27 protein-coding genes are annotated in these 13,890 nt (G+C 65.6%); all 27 read right to left on the reverse strand.

What is annotated here, in order from left to right; genetic code table 11:
* Window position 1 precedes the first annotated feature (1 nt).
* The 27 genes from rpmJ to tuf all read right to left on the reverse strand — a co-directional run bounded on the left by rpmJ (window position 2) and on the right by tuf (window position 13,882).
* Window positions 2–115, reverse strand: coding sequence for a 50S ribosomal protein L36 (gene rpmJ / locus VN461_13405; protein ID HXB55779.1), 114 nt, complete (start codon window positions 113–115; stop codon window positions 2–4).
* Complete coding sequence (infA, locus tag VN461_13410; GenBank protein ID HXB55780.1) at window positions 112–381, reverse strand: translation initiation factor IF-1; 270 nt, start codon at window positions 379–381, stop codon at window positions 112–114. Before infA ends, rpmJ begins: the two co-directional genes overlap by 4 nt.
* Window positions 374–1,159, reverse strand: coding sequence for a type I methionyl aminopeptidase (gene map, locus VN461_13415; GenBank protein ID HXB55781.1), 786 nt, complete (start codon window positions 1,157–1,159; stop codon window positions 374–376). Before map ends, infA begins: the two co-directional genes overlap by 8 nt.
* The gene (locus tag VN461_13420) at window positions 1,156–1,845 is read right to left on the reverse strand and encodes an adenylate kinase (protein ID HXB55782.1); all 690 of its coding nucleotides are present in this window, start codon (window positions 1,843–1,845) and stop codon (window positions 1,156–1,158) included. The genes map and VN461_13420 overlap by 4 nt, the downstream gene beginning before the upstream one ends.
* Window positions 1,832–3,235: a preprotein translocase subunit SecY gene (gene secY / locus VN461_13425; protein ID HXB55783.1), complete on the reverse strand. Its 1,404-nt coding sequence runs from the start codon at window positions 3,233–3,235 to the stop codon at window positions 1,832–1,834. Before secY ends, VN461_13420 begins: the two co-directional genes overlap by 14 nt.
* A gap of 5 nt (window positions 3,236–3,240) precedes the next feature.
* Window positions 3,241–3,687 carry a 50S ribosomal protein L15 gene (gene rplO / locus VN461_13430; protein ID HXB55784.1) on the reverse strand — a complete coding sequence of 149 codons (447 nt, stop codon included), beginning with the start codon at window positions 3,685–3,687 and terminating at the stop codon, window positions 3,241–3,243.
* Window positions 3,688–3,702: 15 nt separating this feature from the next.
* The gene (gene rpmD, locus VN461_13435) at window positions 3,703–3,909 is read right to left on the reverse strand and encodes a 50S ribosomal protein L30 (protein HXB55785.1); all 207 of its coding nucleotides are present in this window, start codon (window positions 3,907–3,909) and stop codon (window positions 3,703–3,705) included.
* Window positions 3,910–3,919: 10 nt separating this feature from the next.
* Window positions 3,920–4,486 carry a 30S ribosomal protein S5 gene (gene rpsE / locus VN461_13440; GenBank protein ID HXB55786.1) on the reverse strand — a complete coding sequence of 189 codons (567 nt, stop codon included), beginning with the start codon at window positions 4,484–4,486 and terminating at the stop codon, window positions 3,920–3,922.
* Window positions 4,487–4,538: 52 nt separating this feature from the next.
* Window positions 4,539–4,904, reverse strand: coding sequence for a 50S ribosomal protein L18 (gene rplR, locus VN461_13445; GenBank protein HXB55787.1), 366 nt, complete (start codon window positions 4,902–4,904; stop codon window positions 4,539–4,541).
* An 85-nt stretch (window positions 4,905–4,989) separates the two neighbouring features.
* Window positions 4,990–5,547, reverse strand: a complete 558-nt coding sequence (gene rplF, locus VN461_13450) for a 50S ribosomal protein L6 (GenBank protein HXB55788.1) — start codon at window positions 5,545–5,547, stop codon at window positions 4,990–4,992.
* Between the two features lie 40 nt (window positions 5,548–5,587).
* Window positions 5,588–5,986, reverse strand: coding sequence for a 30S ribosomal protein S8 (gene rpsH / locus VN461_13455; protein ID HXB55789.1), 399 nt, complete (start codon window positions 5,984–5,986; stop codon window positions 5,588–5,590).
* 21 nt (window positions 5,987–6,007) lie between these two features.
* A complete protein-coding gene (locus VN461_13460; GenBank protein HXB55790.1) occupies window positions 6,008–6,193 on the reverse strand; it encodes a type Z 30S ribosomal protein S14 in 186 nt (61 codons plus the stop codon).
* Between the two features lie 13 nt (window positions 6,194–6,206).
* The gene (rplE, locus tag VN461_13465) at window positions 6,207–6,752 is read right to left on the reverse strand and encodes a 50S ribosomal protein L5 (GenBank protein HXB55791.1); all 546 of its coding nucleotides are present in this window, start codon (window positions 6,750–6,752) and stop codon (window positions 6,207–6,209) included.
* On the reverse strand, window positions 6,749–7,093 hold the full coding sequence (rplX, locus tag VN461_13470) for a 50S ribosomal protein L24 (protein HXB55792.1): 345 nt from the start codon (window positions 7,091–7,093) through the stop codon (window positions 6,749–6,751). Before rplX ends, rplE begins: the two co-directional genes overlap by 4 nt.
* Window positions 7,094–7,095: 2 nt before the next feature.
* Complete coding sequence (gene rplN, locus VN461_13475) at window positions 7,096–7,470, reverse strand: 50S ribosomal protein L14 (protein HXB55793.1); 375 nt, start codon at window positions 7,468–7,470, stop codon at window positions 7,096–7,098.
* 19 nt (window positions 7,471–7,489) lie between these two features.
* Window positions 7,490–7,795 (reverse strand): 30S ribosomal protein S17, encoded by a 306-nt coding sequence (gene rpsQ / locus VN461_13480; GenBank protein ID HXB55794.1) that lies wholly within the window; start codon window positions 7,793–7,795, stop codon window positions 7,490–7,492.
* Window positions 7,792–7,986 (reverse strand): 50S ribosomal protein L29, encoded by a 195-nt coding sequence (rpmC, locus tag VN461_13485; protein HXB55795.1) that lies wholly within the window; start codon window positions 7,984–7,986, stop codon window positions 7,792–7,794. Before rpmC ends, rpsQ begins: the two co-directional genes overlap by 4 nt.
* Window positions 7,983–8,405, reverse strand: a complete 423-nt coding sequence (gene rplP / locus VN461_13490; GenBank protein HXB55796.1) for a 50S ribosomal protein L16 — start codon at window positions 8,403–8,405, stop codon at window positions 7,983–7,985. The genes rpmC and rplP overlap by 4 nt, the downstream gene beginning before the upstream one ends.
* A gap of 15 nt (window positions 8,406–8,420) precedes the next feature.
* Entirely contained in the window at window positions 8,421–9,068 is a 648-nt protein-coding gene (gene rpsC, locus VN461_13495; GenBank protein ID HXB55797.1) for a 30S ribosomal protein S3, read from the reverse strand.
* A gap of 3 nt (window positions 9,069–9,071) precedes the next feature.
* Window positions 9,072–9,431, reverse strand: coding sequence for a 50S ribosomal protein L22 (gene rplV, locus VN461_13500; GenBank protein ID HXB55798.1), 360 nt, complete (start codon window positions 9,429–9,431; stop codon window positions 9,072–9,074).
* Window positions 9,432–9,440: 9 nt separating this feature from the next.
* The gene (gene rpsS, locus VN461_13505) at window positions 9,441–9,776 is read right to left on the reverse strand and encodes a 30S ribosomal protein S19 (protein ID HXB55799.1); all 336 of its coding nucleotides are present in this window, start codon (window positions 9,774–9,776) and stop codon (window positions 9,441–9,443) included.
* 2 nt (window positions 9,777–9,778) lie between these two features.
* Window positions 9,779–10,600: a 50S ribosomal protein L2 gene (gene rplB / locus VN461_13510; protein ID HXB55800.1), complete on the reverse strand. Its 822-nt coding sequence runs from the start codon at window positions 10,598–10,600 to the stop codon at window positions 9,779–9,781.
* Between the two features lie 11 nt (window positions 10,601–10,611).
* A complete protein-coding gene (locus tag VN461_13515; GenBank protein HXB55801.1) occupies window positions 10,612–10,905 on the reverse strand; it encodes a 50S ribosomal protein L23 in 294 nt (97 codons plus the stop codon).
* Complete coding sequence (gene rplD, locus VN461_13520; protein HXB55802.1) at window positions 10,902–11,624, reverse strand: 50S ribosomal protein L4; 723 nt, start codon at window positions 11,622–11,624, stop codon at window positions 10,902–10,904. Before rplD ends, VN461_13515 begins: the two co-directional genes overlap by 4 nt.
* A 5-nt stretch (window positions 11,625–11,629) precedes the next feature.
* On the reverse strand, window positions 11,630–12,262 hold the full coding sequence (gene rplC / locus VN461_13525; GenBank protein HXB55803.1) for a 50S ribosomal protein L3: 633 nt from the start codon (window positions 12,260–12,262) through the stop codon (window positions 11,630–11,632).
* Between the two features lie 57 nt (window positions 12,263–12,319).
* Window positions 12,320–12,649 (reverse strand): 30S ribosomal protein S10, encoded by a 330-nt coding sequence (rpsJ, locus tag VN461_13530; GenBank protein HXB55804.1) that lies wholly within the window; start codon window positions 12,647–12,649, stop codon window positions 12,320–12,322.
* Between the two features lie 36 nt (window positions 12,650–12,685).
* Window positions 12,686–13,882, reverse strand: coding sequence for an elongation factor Tu (gene tuf, locus VN461_13535; GenBank protein HXB55805.1), 1,197 nt, complete (start codon window positions 13,880–13,882; stop codon window positions 12,686–12,688).
* Window positions 13,883–13,890: the final 8 nt, after the last annotated feature.

Here is a 13,890-nt window from a genome sequence, read left to right on the forward strand (position 1 = left end):
CTTACCCCTGCCTCTGCTTGTGCTTCTGATTGCTGCAAATGATCCGCACCACTCCCCGGCGGCGCACCACCTTGCATTTGGCGCAGATCTTCTTGACCGACGACCTTACTTTCACTTCGAATCCCTCTCCTTGGCCGCCAGGGCGCCAACCGCTCCTGACGCCCGCCGGCGCACGATGCGGCCGCGACCCCGGTCGTAGGGCATCAACTCCACCACCACCCCGTCCCCCGGGAGCAGGCGGAGGAGGCTCGACCCCCCGGACACGTGGGCCAGGGCCTGGCCGCGACCCTCGTTCTCCAACTCGACCCGGTAAAGGGCGTTGGGTAAGGCTTCCCGCACCGTCGCGTTCACCTCCATCTCGCCCCGCCCCGTCTCAGGCATGCCTCGCCTCCGTCTCCTCGGAAGCGTACGGGTATGGCTCGGAAAGGATCCAGGGCCCGTGCCGGGTGATGGCGATCGAAAGCTCGAAGTGCGCGGACAGGCTTTGGTCCGCGGTGACCGCCGTCCAGCCGTCCTTCAGGACCCGCACCTCGGGTCCACCCGCGTTCACCATGGGTTCGATGGCCAGGCACATCCCGGGCACCAGCCGCTCCCGGCGCCCGGGCGGACCGTAGTTGGGGACCTGGGGTTCCTCGTGGAGGCTGGTCCCGATCCCGTGCCCCACGAACTCGCGCACCACCGAGTAACCCTGGGCCTCCGCGTGCTGCTGCACCGCGTGGCCGATGTCCCCCACCCGCATCCCCTGACGGCAGACCGTGATCCCTGCGTGCAGGGCTTCCTCGGTGGCCTTCATGAGGCGGCGGGCTTCATCGCTGATCTTCCCCACCGCCACCGTACGCGCCGCATCCCCGAAGAAACCGTCCACCACGCACCCGAGGTCGAGGCCCACGATGTCCCCCTCCCGGAGCTTGCGCTGTCCCGGGATCCCGTGCACCACCTCCTCGTTGATGGAGATGCAGAGGGTGGCCGGATAGCCGCGGTAGCCCAGAAAGGCCGGCCGCGCCCCCGCCTTCTCGATCCGCTCCCGGGCGATCCGGTCCAGCTCCTTGGTGGCCACGCCGGGCACCGCCGCCTCCTTCAGCGCATCCAGGGTGTCGACCACGATTCCGCAGGCGCGGTGCATCTTCTGCAGCTCGGCCCAGGACTTCTGGACGCTCATGACCGGGCCTCCAAGATCCCCCGGAGGTCATCGAACACCCGGTCCACGTTCCGGTCGCCGTCGATGCGGTGCAGACGCGATCGTTGCCGGTAGTAGTCCACGAGCGGAGCCGTGCGCTCGTCGTACTCGGCCAGCCGGCGCGCCACCGCCACTTCCTTGTCGTCCTCGCGCTGGATCAGGGGCGTCCCGTCGCGGTCGCAGAGGGAGTCGTTCTTGGGCAGGTTGTAAGTCACGTGGTAAGTGGACTGGCAGGTGGGACACCAACGGCGGCCCGAAAGCCGCAAGAGCAACTCCGGCCGTGGCACCTCCACGTCGAAGATCATGTAGTCGGCGGTGGCCTGCCCGTCCACCATGGAGGCCAGGCGCTCGGCCTGGGGCAGGGTCCGGGGGAAGCCGTCCAGGATGTAACCGCGGGCACAGTCCGGCTGACGCAACCGTTCACCGATGAGGGCGATGAGCAAGTCGTCGGGCACAAGACCACCCTTTTCCATGAGGGGCCCCGCCTTCCGGCCCAGGGGTGTCCCCTGTGCGATGGCCTCGCGCAGCATGTCCCCGGTGGAGATGCGGGGCACATGGAGATGGGCAGCCATCCGCGCGGCCTGCGTCCCCTTCCCGGCCCCGGGGGGGCCGAGGAAGATCACGCGGACGCCCGGGGCGGGCGCGGCCCGGGGGCTAGCGTCGACCACGGACTCTCCGCCCTCCTTTGCCGCTGAAACCGTCGTAGTGCCTCATGATGAGCTGGGCTTCGACTTGGGCCACTGTGTCCATGGCCACCCCCACGATGATGAGGAGCGAGGTCCCGCCGAAGTAGAAGTTCAGGTGGAGGCCCTCCGTGATCCAGCCCAGACCGTTCTCGGTGAGGAACAGGTCCAGGGGCGGGCCGATCACGGGGATGGGGGCCACCTTGAAGCCGGTGATCAGGAACTCGGGAAGAATCGCGACCAGGGCCAAGTAAAGGGCTCCCCCGAAGGTGATCCGGGAGAGGACGTGGTCCAGGTATTCCGCTGTTTTCTTGCCGGGCCGGATGCCAGGGATGAAACCCCCGTACTTCCGCATGTTCTCGGCCACGTCGTCCGGGTTGAAGACGATCGCGGTGTAGAAGTAGCAGAAGAAGATGATGAAGGAAACGTAGAGCAAGTTGTAGAGGGGCATTCCCCAATGCAGCTGCTCGGAGACCGCCTGCATCCAGGGGTTGTTGGCCTGGAAGAAGGAGGCGATGGTCTGGGGGAAGGCGATGATCGAGGAGGCGAAGATCACAGGGATCACGCCGCTGGTGTTGACGCGCAGGGGGAGGTGGGTGGACTGCCCTCCGTACATCCGCCGGCCCACCACCCGCTTGGCGTACTGCACGGTGATGCGCCTCTGGCCACGCTCCACGAAGACGATGGCTCCCACCACCCCCATCATCATGGCCACGAGCACGAGGGTAGCGATGAGCCCGAGCTCTCCCCGTTCGATCATGGTGAAAGTGTCGATCAGGCCGCGCGGGAACCCCACCACGATCCCCGCGAAGATGATCAAGCTCATCCCGTTTCCGATCCCCCGCTCCGTGATCTGCTCCCCCAACCACATGATGAAGGCGGTCCCGGTGGTGAGGGTCAGGACGGCCATGATCTTGAAGCCCAGGCCGGGGCTCTCGACGATCTTGAAGGAGTTGTTGAGGGTCATCCGCTCCAGGTACACGGCGATGCCCAGGGACTGCACGATGGAGAGGGCGACCGTTCCGTAGCGGGTGTATTGCGTGATCTTGCGCTTGCCTAGCTCCCCTTCCTTGCTCAGCTTCTCCAGGTAGGGCCAGACCACGGTGAGGAGCTGAAGGATGATGGAGGCCGAGATGTAGGGCATGATCCCGAGGGCGAAGACCGTGACCTTGGCCAGGTTGCCCCCCGAGAACATGTCCACCAGCCCGAACCAGTTGGCCTTGTTCTGCTCGAAGAAGTCGATGAGGGCCTGGGGGTTGATCCCCGGGGTGGGGATGTGGTTGCCCAGGCGGTAGACGGCCAGGATCCCCAGGGTGAAGAGCACCCGCTTGCGGAGGTCCGGGATCTCCCAGATGTTTCTGAGGCTTTGAAGCATCGCTCCTATCTCTCGAGGATCTCGGCTTTGCCGCCCTGAGCCGCAATCCGTTCCTGGGCCTTGGCGCTGAACCGGTGGGCGCGCACGGTCAGGGCTTTGGTTACATCTCCTTTGGCCAGGATCTTCACCCCGTCCCGCACCTTCTTGATCAGCCCCCGCTTAAGGAGGACATCGGGGGTGACGATGGTGCCGGTCTCGAAAATCTCCAGCCGATCGAGGTTGACCTCGGTGTACTCCTTGTGGTTCCGGTTGTGGAAACCCCGCTTGGGCACACGCCGGTGGAGCGGCATCTGGCCACCTTCGAACCCGTCTTTGTGGCTGAAGCCGCTGCGGCTCTTCTGGCCCTTCTCGCCACGGCCCGAGGTCTTGCCGAGGCCGCTCCCCGGCCCCCGCCCGACCCGCTTCCGGCTGTGGGTGCTCCCCTTGGCCGGCCTAAGATTGTGCAGACCCACGCTCTCCTGCCTTCCTTACTCGACCACGGTCACGAGGTGGGGGACCTTTCGGACCATCCCCCGCACCATCGGCGTGTCTTGGCGCTCCACCACCTGGTGGAGGCGGCGCAAACCCAGGCCGCGCACGGTGGCCCGCTGCTTGGGCGGGCAGCCGATCACGCTACCGATCATCTTGATCTTGATCATCCCTCCCGCTTTGGCCGCTCTGGCGGTCTTGGCCATGGCTGTCCCCCTACTCCTGGGCGGGGGCGGGGGCAGGCGCGGGCGGGGGTGCGGCCGGCTTCCTCTCCTCCGTCCCCAGTATTTCGGCGACCGACTTGCCGCGCAGCCGCGCCACCCGCTCCGGCTCCTTGAGACGGAGCAGGGCATCCACCGTTGCCTTCACCACGTTGTGGGCCGTGGTCGAGCCCAAGCTCTTGGTGAGGATGTTCTGGATCCCGGCCGCCGTGATCACCGCTCGCACCGGCCCCCCGGCAATGACCCCCGTGCCCTCGGCCGCGGGCTTGAGCAGCACGCTGCCGGAGCCAAAGTTCCCGGTGACGGTGTGGGGGATGGTGGCCCCCTTCTCCGTGATCGGCACCCGGACCACGTTCTTCTTGGCCGCCTCCACCCCCTTCTTGATGGCGGAGGAGACCTCGCGGGCCTTGCCCATGCCGTAGCCCACATGCCCGTGCCCATCCCCCACCACGACCAGGGCGCTGAACGAGAGGTTCTTACCCCCCTTGACGACCTTGGTCACGCGGTTGATGGAGACCACCTGGTCTTTGAGCTCCAGGCTTTGGATGTCGATCTTGTCCATAGTTCGCGTCCTCGCTCCGGCCTCGCCAGGCCGGGTCCGGACATTCCCTTCCTCAGAACTGGAGTCCACCCTCCCGGGCGGCATCGGCCAGCGCCTTGATTCGTCCGTGGTACTGAAAGCCCCCGCGGTCAAAGACCACGGCGGTGACCCCCTTCTCCTTGGCCCGGTTCGCGATGAGCTGGCCTACCGCCTTGGCCGCCGCCACATTCGAGCCCCGCTTGACACTCTCCCGCATCTCCTTGTCCAGGGAGGAGGCGGCGCACAGCGTCCGCCCGCTGTCGTCGTCGATGACCTGGACGTAGATGTGGCTCTGGCTACGGAAGACGGCCAGGCGTGGTCGCTTGACGCTGCCCGCCACTTTCTTGCGGATGCGGGCCCGGATCCGCTGCCGGATGTCCTCTTTGGTCTTGACCTTCATTCTGCTCTCAAGGTCGAGGGCTGAAGCTTCCCCCGCACCCCTCCTGCCGCTTGCGCCGTCATGAGTTCAGCGCTCGTCTCTGTTCTCACTTTGCCGCCCCTGCTCCCGTCGCGCCCGCCTTACCCGCCTTCTTCTTCAGGACCTCGCCCACGTAGCGGATCCCCTTCTGCTTGTACGGGTCCGGCTTGCGCAGGTTGCGAATCTCCGCCGCCACCTGACCCACGCGCTGACGGTCGATCCCGGAGATCGTGAGGCGCGTCTGCTTGTCCACCGCGACCTTGATCCCCTCCGGAATCGGAAACACCACCGGGTGTGAGTAGCCTAGGGCGAACACGACCTTGTTGCCCTCCACCGCCGCCTTGTAGCCCACCCCTACGATGTCCAGGTCCTTGGAGAAGCCCTCGGTGACGCCCTTGATCGCGTTCTGGGCCAGGGCCCGGGCCATGCCGTGGAACGCCCGCTGCTGGCGCTCGTCGTTCGACCGCTGGCAGGCGAGCTCGCTGTCTCTGAGCACGAAGGAGATCCCAGGGGGAACCGGCGTCTCGAGCTTGCCCTTGGGCCCCTGTATCTGCAGAGAGGTCGCGGACACCTCGACCTTCACCCCCTTGGGTACGGCGATGATCTTGCGTCCTACCCGAGACATCGCTGCTCCTTGCCTCCGCGTCCTCGTCGTGAGAGACGCGTTACCATACGTTGCAGAGAATCTCGCCGCCCACGCCCTCGCGGGCCGCGCTGCGGCCGGTCATGAGCCCCCGGGAGGTGGACAGGATGTTGATACCGAGGCCCCCGTAGACGCGGGGGATCTGGTCCTTGCCGCAGTAGATGCGGCAGCCGGGACGGCTCACCCGCTGGAGGTCGGTGATCACCCGCTCCATGCCCGGCCCGTACTTCAGGTAGATCCGGAGCATGCCTTGCTTCTCATCCTCGATGCTCTTGAAGTTCGCGATGTAACCCTCGTCCTTGAGGATACGCGCGATCTCGGCCTTGAGCTTGGAGGCGGGCACGTCCACCTTGGGCAGCTTGGCCCGGACCCCGTTCCGGATCCGGCTGATCATGTCCGCGACAGGATCGGTCATGTTCATCTGTTTACCTCCCGGGCCCCTTCACCAGCTCGCCTTGATCACGCCGGGGATGTCCCCGGACAGGGCCAGCTGGCGGAAGCAGATGCGGCACAGCTCGAACTTCCTCAGGTAGCCACGGGGCCGGCCGCAGCGGCGGCAGCGCGTGTATCGGCGGACTTCGAACTTCGGCTTCCGCTTGGCCTTGGCAATGAGAGACAGCTTCGCCACTACTCCTCCCTCCTCACTGGTGCCGGAACGGCATCCCCAAGTAGGCGAGGAGGAGCTTCGACTCCTCGTCCGTCCGGGCCGTGGTCACAAAAGTCACGTTCATGCCCCGGAGCTTGTCGACCTTGGCATAGTCGACCTCGGGGAAGATGATCTGGTCCTTGAGGCCCAGGGTGTAGTTTCCCCGGCCGTCAAAGGAGTTGCCCGGCAGACCCCGGAAATCGCGCATCCGGGGCAGGGCAACGTTCACCAGGCGGTCCACGAACTCGTACATGCGGTCTCCGCGCAGGGTGACGGTGGCCGCGATGGGCATCCCCTGGCGCAGTTTGAAGGCAGCGATGGACTTGCGGGAGCGGCGGATCGCCGGCTTCTGGCCCGTGATCTTTCCGAGCTCCTCCATGGCCGCGTCCAAGAGCTTGATGTTCTGGGTGGCCTCTCCGACCCCCATGTTCACAACCACCTTCTTGAGGCGGGGCACCGCCATCACGTTGGGGTACTGCCGCTCCTTCATCAGACGCGGCACGATCTCCTTCGCGTAGGCTTCCTTGATTCGGGCGCTCATTTGTCCAGCACCTCACCGGTGCGACGGCTGACCCGGACCTTGCGGCCGTCGGTCAGGATCTTGAAACCGATTCGCGTCCTCTTGTCGTCGTCGGGGGAGACCACCATCACGTTGGAAACGTGGATGGGGGCTTCCCGTTCCGCGATACCGCCCTTGATGTTCCGCTGGGGGTTGGGCTTGGTGTGCTTCTTGATGAAACCCACCCCCTGCACAATGACTCGGCTCTTCTCCCGGAAGACCTTCAGGATCTTCCCTCGCTTCCCCGCGTCCTTCCCGGAGAGAACCTCCACCAGATCGTTCTTCTTCAGCCGGATCCGCACGCGGGGGCTCGGCTTCCTCATGCTCACAGCACCTCCGGAGCCAGGGAGATGATCTTCATGAACCTCTTGTCCCTCAGCTCGCGCGCCACCGGTCCGAAGACGCGCGTCCCCACCGGCTCCCCCGCTTCGTTGATGAGCACGGCTGCGTTGCGGTCGAAGCGGATGTAGGAGCCGTCGCGCCGGCGCTGCTCCTTCCGGCAACGCACGATCACCGCCTTCACCACCTTGCCTTTGCGCACGGGTTCGGGGGCGTCGGGGGCCGACTCCTTGACGTTGGCCGTGATGACGTCGCCCAGGCCCGCATAGCGGCCCGTGGAACCGCCGATAGGCAGGATGCACGAGATCTTGCGGGCGCCGGAGTTGTCGGCTACCTCGAGAATCGTGCGCATCTGGATCATGTTGTTCTCTCCCCCGCCCTCAGACCTCGGCTGTTCCGGCCGCGTCCTCTTCGGGCAAGATCGCCTTGCCCAGGATCTCTTCTACGCGCCAGCGCTTGTGCTTGGAGAGGGGGCGGGTCTCCACGATGCGTACCCGGTCGCCCCGCGCGGCGCCCTTTTCGTCGTGGGCCATGAAGGTCGAGGTGCGCTTGATGGTCTTGCGGTAGACGGGGTGCCGAACCAAGCGCTCCACCGCCACCACGACCGTCTTCTGCATCTTGGCCCGCACCACCACCCCCACCTGCTCGCTCCGCCGCCGGAGAGGGGGCTGGTTCTTTTCCGTCATCGTGTCACCTGCTTCTCCTTGAGGACGGTCTTGACCCGGGCGATGTCACGCCGGGTAGCCCGGAGCTTCAGGGCGTTGTCGAGCTGGCCGAGCGACTTTTGGAAGCGCAGCCGGAAGAGCTGCTCCTGCAGCTCCTTCTCCTTGTGGCGGAGCTCGTCCAACCCCATCTCGCGGATCTGGTCGGGTTTCACCCTGCCACCCCCTCCTGACGGGTGACGAAGCGGGTCTTTATCGAGAGCTTGTGGGCGGCCAGGCGCAGGGCCTCGCGGGCGTCCGCCTCCGGCACCCCCTCCATCTCGTACAGGATGCGACCCGGCTTCACCACCATCACCCAGGACTCGGGCGCGCCCTTACCCTTGCCCATGCGGGTCTCCTGGGGCTTCTTGGTGACGGGCTTGTCCGGGAACATTCGGATCCAGATCCGGCCGTTCCGCTTGATGAAGCGGGTGATCGCGATGCGGCCCGCCTCGATCTCCCGCTGGCTCACCCATCCGCACTCCATGGCCTTGAGGCCGTAGTCCCCGAAATCCACCCGGGACCCCGACCAGGCCTTGCCCTTCATCCGGCCCCGCTGCTGCTTTCTGAACTTCACCTTCTTGGGCATGAGCATGGCGAACCACCCTACCTACAGCCCCTTCGAGGGCTTTAGCGCGTCCAGCTCGCCCTTGTAGATCCAGGTCTTCACCCCGATCTGGCCGAAGCTGGTCCGGGCCTCGTGGAACCCGTAGTCGATGTCCGCCCGCAGCGTGTGCAGGGGAAGCTGGCCGTGCAGGTACCACTCCGAGCGCGCGATCTCCGCCCCATTGAGGCGGCCGGAGACCCGCACCTTGATCCCCTTGGCCCCGAAGCGTAGCGCGGCGTCCACCGCCTTCCGCATGGCGCGCCGGAAGGCGATGCGCTTCTCCAGCTGGAGGGCCACCGACTCTGACACGAGCTGGGCGTCGAGCTCCGGCTTGAGGATCTCCTGGATGTTGATGAAGACCTCCTTGCCCGTCTTCTTCTGGATCTCCTGCTTCAGCTTGTCCACTTCCTGACCCTTGCGCCCGATGATGATCCCGGGCCGGGAGGTGTAGATGCTGATCTTGAGCTTGTTGGCGGCCCGCTCCACCTCCACCCGGGAGACCCCAGCGTGGCTGAAGCGCTTCTTCAGATCCTTCTTGAGGACCAGGTCCTCGTGCAGGAGGTTCGCGTAGTCCTTCTCCGCGTACCAACGGCTCCGCCAGGTCTTGTTGAATCCCAGCCGGAACCCGATGGGATGGACTTTCTGACCCATGGGCTACTTCTCCTTCTCGGCCACGTGGACGGTGACGTGGGCTGAGCGCTTGATGACCTGGTAGGCCCGGCCCATGGGGGCCGGCCGGACCCGTTTCTGGGAGGGTCCCTGGCCCGCGTAGCAGGCCCGGACCACGAGGTCGTCCTCGTCCAAGCGCCGCTTGTGGTTCTTGTCCGCAACGTGCACCGCGTTGGCAATGGCCGAGCGCAGAGTCTTCTCGATCTCCCGCGCCACCGATTTCTTGGTGAAGCGCAGGATGGAGAGGGCCTCGCTCGCCTTCTTGCCCCGGATAAGGTCCAGGACGAGCTTCGCCTTCTGGGCCGATGTCCTGACGTACTTGGATGTGGCGCGTACCTCGAGCATGGTCTTTTCCTAGGGCTTGGCGGGGGCGGGGGCCGGGGCAGCCCCGGGCGCGCCGGGACCACCCGCCAGCTTGGCGACCTTCTCCACCTTGGAGGAATGGCCCTTGAACTGACGGGTGGGCGAAAACTCCCCCAGCTTGTGCCCCACCATGTTCTCGGTGATGTAGACGGGGATGAACTTCTTGCCGTTGTAGACGGCCAGGGTGTGGCCCACCATCTCGGGGGTGATGGTGGAGCGCCGCGACCAGGTCTTCACTACTTTGCGGTCGTTGGCAGCGTTCATTTGCTCGATCTTCTTGAGGAGGTGATCGTCGACGAACGGGCCCTTCTTCAGCGATCGTGCCATGTCTACCTGCGCCTCTTGACGATGAACTTCTGGGTCCGCTTGTTGTTGCGGGTCTTGTACCCCTTGGTGGGCTTGCCCCAGGGCGTCACCGGGTGTCGACCACCGGAGGTCTTACCCTCACCGCCGCCGTGGGGATGATCCACGGGGTTCATCGACACTCCCCGGTTGTGGGGCCGACGGCCCCCCCAGCGGGTTCGCCCGGCCTTCCCCACGGAGACGTTCTTGTGGTCGATGTTGCCCACCTGACCCACGGTGGCCCGGCACTCCACGTGGACGTTGCGCAGCTCGCCGGAGGGGAGCTTGACCTGCGCGTAGTCCGCCTCCTTGGCCACCAGCTGAGCGGCCGCCCCCGCGCTCCTCACCATCTGGCCGCCCTTGCCCTGGCGGAGCTCGATGTTGTGGATCATGGTGCCGGCGGGGATCATGCGCAGGGGGAGGCAGTTGCCGGGAAGGATGTCCGCGCCTTCCCCCGCCACCACCGTCTGCCCTACCTTCATGCCCTCCGGGGCCAGAATGTAGCGCTTCTCGCCGTCCTGGTAGTGCAGGAGGGCCAGGCGGGCCGAACGGTTGGGGTCGTACTCGATGGCCGCGACCCGGGCCGGGATGTCCTGCTTGTCCCGCCGGAAGTCCACAATGCGGTAACGCTGCTTGTGGCCCCCCCCGATGAAGCGGACGCTGATCCGCCCCCGGTTGTCCCGGCCCCCCGTGCGCCTCTTGGGCTCGGTGAGGCCCTTCTCCGGGTGGTCCTTGGTGATCTCCTCGAAGGTGAGGGTGGTCATGAAGCGACGACCGGGCGAAGTCGGATTGTATTGCTTGAGTGCCATGTCTCCGGTCCTCAGGCCTGCTCGAAGAACTCGATCATCTTCTCGCCCTTCTTCAGGACCACGTAGGCCTTCTTCCAGTCGGGCCGCTTGCCCGCGGAGCGACGCTGACGCTTCACCTTGCCGTGGACGTTGGCCACCCGCACGTCCGCGATCTTGACGCTGAAGAGAGCCTCCACCGCCTTCTTGATCTCGGGCTTTGTGGCATCCCGGTGCACTTCGAAGCAGAGCGTGTTCTGGGTCTCCTTCAAGTTGGTGGACTTCTCGGTGACAAGGGGACGCCGGATCACCTCGTAGATCGATTTCATGGCGTGAGCCGCTCCTCCAACTTGTCCAAGGCCTCCTGGGAGACGAGCACGTGCCGACAGTCGAGGACGTCGTAGGCGGTGAGATGGGTGTCCGCCACCACCTTGAGGCCGGGAATGTTCCGCCCGGAGAGCACGAGGGCGTCGGCCGGCTGGTGGTCCACGAGCACCGTCTTGCCCACCGCCCCCAACCTGTCCAGCAGCCCCTTCAGCTCCTTGGTCTTCGGTACCTCGATGGGGAAGGCCTCGACCACGCGCAGCGCACCCTCTTTGACGCGCTGGGTGAGCGCGGAGCGCAGGGCCGCCGCCCGTGCCTTCTTGGGCATCGAGTACGAGTAGTCGCGGGGAACGGGTCCGAACACGGTGCCCCCGTGGCGCCAGAGGGGGGTCCGGATCTCGCCCACCCGGGCCCGGCCCGTGCCCTTCTGACGCCAGGGCTTGCGCCCGGAGCCCGAGACCAGGGCCCGGTTCTTCGTCATGTGGGTTCCGGCCCGCCCTCCCGCCCGGTACTGCTTCACCGCCTCGTAGATGAGGTGGGAGTTGACCTTCACCGCAAAGACCTGGGGGGAGAGCTTGACGTCACCCACCTTCTTGTTCTCGGCGTTCACGACCTCGATGGTGGAGTGGTCGGCAGGGGCCGTCTTGGGCGCGGCCGCCTCTGGAGCTCTGGCCTTCGTCTTCGCCTTCGCCTTGGCCGCCGGTTTTTGCTTTTTCTCGGCCATGGTTGCTATGCCTTCTTCTTGTGGATGACCAAGTAGCCGCCGCCTGCCCCCGGCACCGACCCGTTCAGGACCATGATGTTGTTCCCGGCGTCCACCCGAACCACGGTGAGGTTGCGTACCGTGACCCGGTCCGCGCCCATGTGCCCGCCCGCCCTCATCCCTTTCAGCACGCGGGAGGGGAAAGCGGAAGCCCCGATAGAACCGGGGGCACGGTGGAACATGGAGCCGTGGGTCGCGGCGCCGCCCCGGAAGTGGTGGCGCTTCACCACGCCCTGGAAGCCCTTCCCCTTGCTGAGCCCGGTCACGCTCACGCTGTCCCCGGGGGCGAAGAGCTCGACCGAGATTTTGTCTCCCACCTTGACCTCGGCCCCCTCCTCCACCGGGAACTCCTTGACCACCCGGCAGGGCGGGATCCCCGCCTTGTCAAAGTGGCCCTTCATGGCCTTGGTCACCTTCTTGACCTTGCGCCGCTCCACGAGCCCGACCTGGACACCGGAATAGCCGTCCTTGGCCTTGGACTTGCGCTGCACGACCACGCAGGGACCGGCCTCGATGACGGTGACGGGGATGGCGCGGCCATCCTCCGCGTACACCTGGGTCATGCCCACCTTGCGCCCGATGATTCCCTGCACTGACATCTCTCTTGCCTCTTCTTCTGCGCTCGCGGCCGCCCGCTAAAGCGCCTCGGGCCGCCGCTACTTGGCGTGCTCCTTGCCGAAAGCCTTGATCTCCACGTCCACGCCCGCGGGCAGATCCAGCTTCATGAGAGCGTCCACGGTCTGCGGAGTGGGCTCGAAGATGTCGAGGAGCCGCTTGTGGGTGCGGATCTCAAACTGCTCCCGGCTCTTCTTGTCCACGTGGGGCGAGCGGAGGGCGGTCCAGCGGTTCTTGACCGTGGGCAGGGGGATCGGTCCCGCCACCCGCGCCCCCGTCCGCTTGGCGGTGTCCACGATCTCGCCGGTGGATTGGTCCAGGATCCGGTAGTCATAGGCCTTGAGCCGGATCCGGATCTTCTCGTTCAGCATCATGAGTGGTTTACCCGCTTACCTTTTAGGTCCGCCCTACTCCAGGATTTCGGTCACGGTGCCCGCGCCCACCGTCCGCCCGCCCTCCCGGATCGCGAACCGCAGCCCCTTCTCCATCGCAATGGGGGTGATCAGGTCCACCGCCATCTGCGTGTTGTCCCCCGGCATCACCATCTCCACTCCCTCCGGCAGCGTCGCCACCCCCGTCACGTCCGTGGTCCGGAAGTAAAACTGCGGCCGGTAGCCCGTGAAAAACGGCGTGTGCCGTCCCCCCTCCTCCTTCGTCAGTACGTACACCTCACCCTTGAACTTCGTGTGGGGCGTGATCGAGCCGGGCTTCGCCAACACCATCCCCCGCTCAACCTCTTTCCGCTCCGTCCCCCTCAGCAACACCCCGATGTTGTCCCCCGCGACCCCCTCGTCCAAGAGCTTCTTGAACATCTCCACGCCCGTCACGACCTTCTTCGGGATCTCCTTCTGGAGTCCCACAATCTCCACTTCCTCCCCAACCTTCACCTTCCCGCGATCCACACGCCCCGTCGCCACCGTCCCCCGTCCCGATATCGTGAAAATGTCCTCGATCGGCATCAGAAACGGCTTGTCCACTTCCCGCTGCGGCAGGGGCACGTACTTGTCCACCGCCTCCATCAGCGCCAAAATCGGCTTCGCCGCCTCGTCCTTACCGTTCCCCTCCAGGGCCTTGAGCGCGCTCCCCCGTACCACCGGAATCTCGTCCCCCGGGAACTTGTACTGCTTCAGCAGATCCCGAACCTCAAGCTCCACCAGATCCAGAAGCTCCGGATCGTCCACCATGTCCACCTTGTTCAGGAACACCACAATGTAGGGAACCCCTACCTGCCTCGCCAAAAGTATGTGCTCCCGCGTCTGCGGCATCGGCCCGTCCGCCGCCGACACCACCAAGATCGACCCGTCCATCTGCGCCGCCCCCGTGATCATGTTCTTGATGTAGTCCGCGTGCCCAGGACAGTCCACGTGCGCATAGTGCCGGTTCGCCGTCTCGTACTCCACGTGCGAGGCGTTGATCGTCACCCCCCGCTCCCGCTCCTCGGGCGCGTTGTCGATCGAGTCGTACGCCCGAAACTGTACCCGCGGGTTCAGGGCCGACAACACCTTCGTGATCGCCGCCGTCAACGACGTCTTCCCGTGGTCCACGTGCCCAATCGTCCCCACGTTCACGTGCGGCTTCGACCTGTCAAACTTCTCCTTGGACATGCTGTTCC

The organism is Vicinamibacteria bacterium (assembly GCA_035570235.1).
Lineage (GTDB): Bacteria > Acidobacteriota > Vicinamibacteria > Fen-336 > Fen-336 > DATMML01.

Coding starts and splice junctions, on each gene's coding strand:
- infA (HXB55780.1), bottom strand. CDS start 381: ATGCCTGAGACGGGGCGGGGCGAGATGGAGGTGAACGCGACGGTGCGG.
- map (HXB55781.1), bottom strand. CDS start 1,159: ATGAGCGTCCAGAAGTCCTGGGCCGAGCTGCAGAAGATGCACCGCGCC.
- secY (HXB55783.1), bottom strand. CDS start 3,235: ATGCTTCAAAGCCTCAGAAACATCTGGGAGATCCCGGACCTCCGCAAG.
- rpmD (HXB55785.1), bottom strand. CDS start 3,909: ATGGCCAAGACCGCCAGAGCGGCCAAAGCGGGAGGGATGATCAAGATC.
- rpsE (HXB55786.1), bottom strand. CDS start 4,486: ATGGACAAGATCGACATCCAAAGCCTGGAGCTCAAAGACCAGGTGGTC.
- rplR (HXB55787.1), bottom strand. CDS start 4,904: ATGAAGGTCAAGACCAAAGAGGACATCCGGCAGCGGATCCGGGCCCGC.
- rplF (HXB55788.1), bottom strand. CDS start 5,547: ATGTCTCGGGTAGGACGCAAGATCATCGCCGTACCCAAGGGGGTGAAG.
- rpsH (HXB55789.1), bottom strand. CDS start 5,986: ATGAACATGACCGATCCTGTCGCGGACATGATCAGCCGGATCCGGAAC.
- rplE (HXB55791.1), bottom strand. CDS start 6,752: ATGAGCGCCCGAATCAAGGAAGCCTACGCGAAGGAGATCGTGCCGCGT.
- rplX (HXB55792.1), bottom strand. CDS start 7,093: ATGAGGAAGCCGAGCCCCCGCGTGCGGATCCGGCTGAAGAAGAACGAT.
- rplN (HXB55793.1), bottom strand. CDS start 7,470: ATGATCCAGATGCGCACGATTCTCGAGGTAGCCGACAACTCCGGCGCC.
- rpsQ (HXB55794.1), bottom strand. CDS start 7,795: ATGACGGAAAAGAACCAGCCCCCTCTCCGGCGGCGGAGCGAGCAGGTG.
- rplP (HXB55796.1), bottom strand. CDS start 8,405: ATGCTCATGCCCAAGAAGGTGAAGTTCAGAAAGCAGCAGCGGGGCCGG.
- rpsC (HXB55797.1), bottom strand. CDS start 9,068: ATGGGTCAGAAAGTCCATCCCATCGGGTTCCGGCTGGGATTCAACAAG.
- rplV (HXB55798.1), bottom strand. CDS start 9,431: ATGCTCGAGGTACGCGCCACATCCAAGTACGTCAGGACATCGGCCCAG.
- rpsS (HXB55799.1), bottom strand. CDS start 9,776: ATGGCACGATCGCTGAAGAAGGGCCCGTTCGTCGACGATCACCTCCTC.
- rplB (HXB55800.1), bottom strand. CDS start 10,600: ATGGCACTCAAGCAATACAATCCGACTTCGCCCGGTCGTCGCTTCATG.
- VN461_13515 (HXB55801.1), bottom strand. CDS start 10,905: ATGAAATCGATCTACGAGGTGATCCGGCGTCCCCTTGTCACCGAGAAG.
- rplD (HXB55802.1), bottom strand. CDS start 11,624: ATGGCCGAGAAAAAGCAAAAACCGGCGGCCAAGGCGAAGGCGAAGACG.
- rplC (HXB55803.1), bottom strand. CDS start 12,262: ATGTCAGTGCAGGGAATCATCGGGCGCAAGGTGGGCATGACCCAGGTG.
- rpsJ (HXB55804.1), bottom strand. CDS start 12,649: ATGCTGAACGAGAAGATCCGGATCCGGCTCAAGGCCTATGACTACCGG.
- tuf (HXB55805.1), bottom strand. CDS start 13,882: ATGTCCAAGGAGAAGTTTGACAGGTCGAAGCCGCACGTGAACGTGGGG.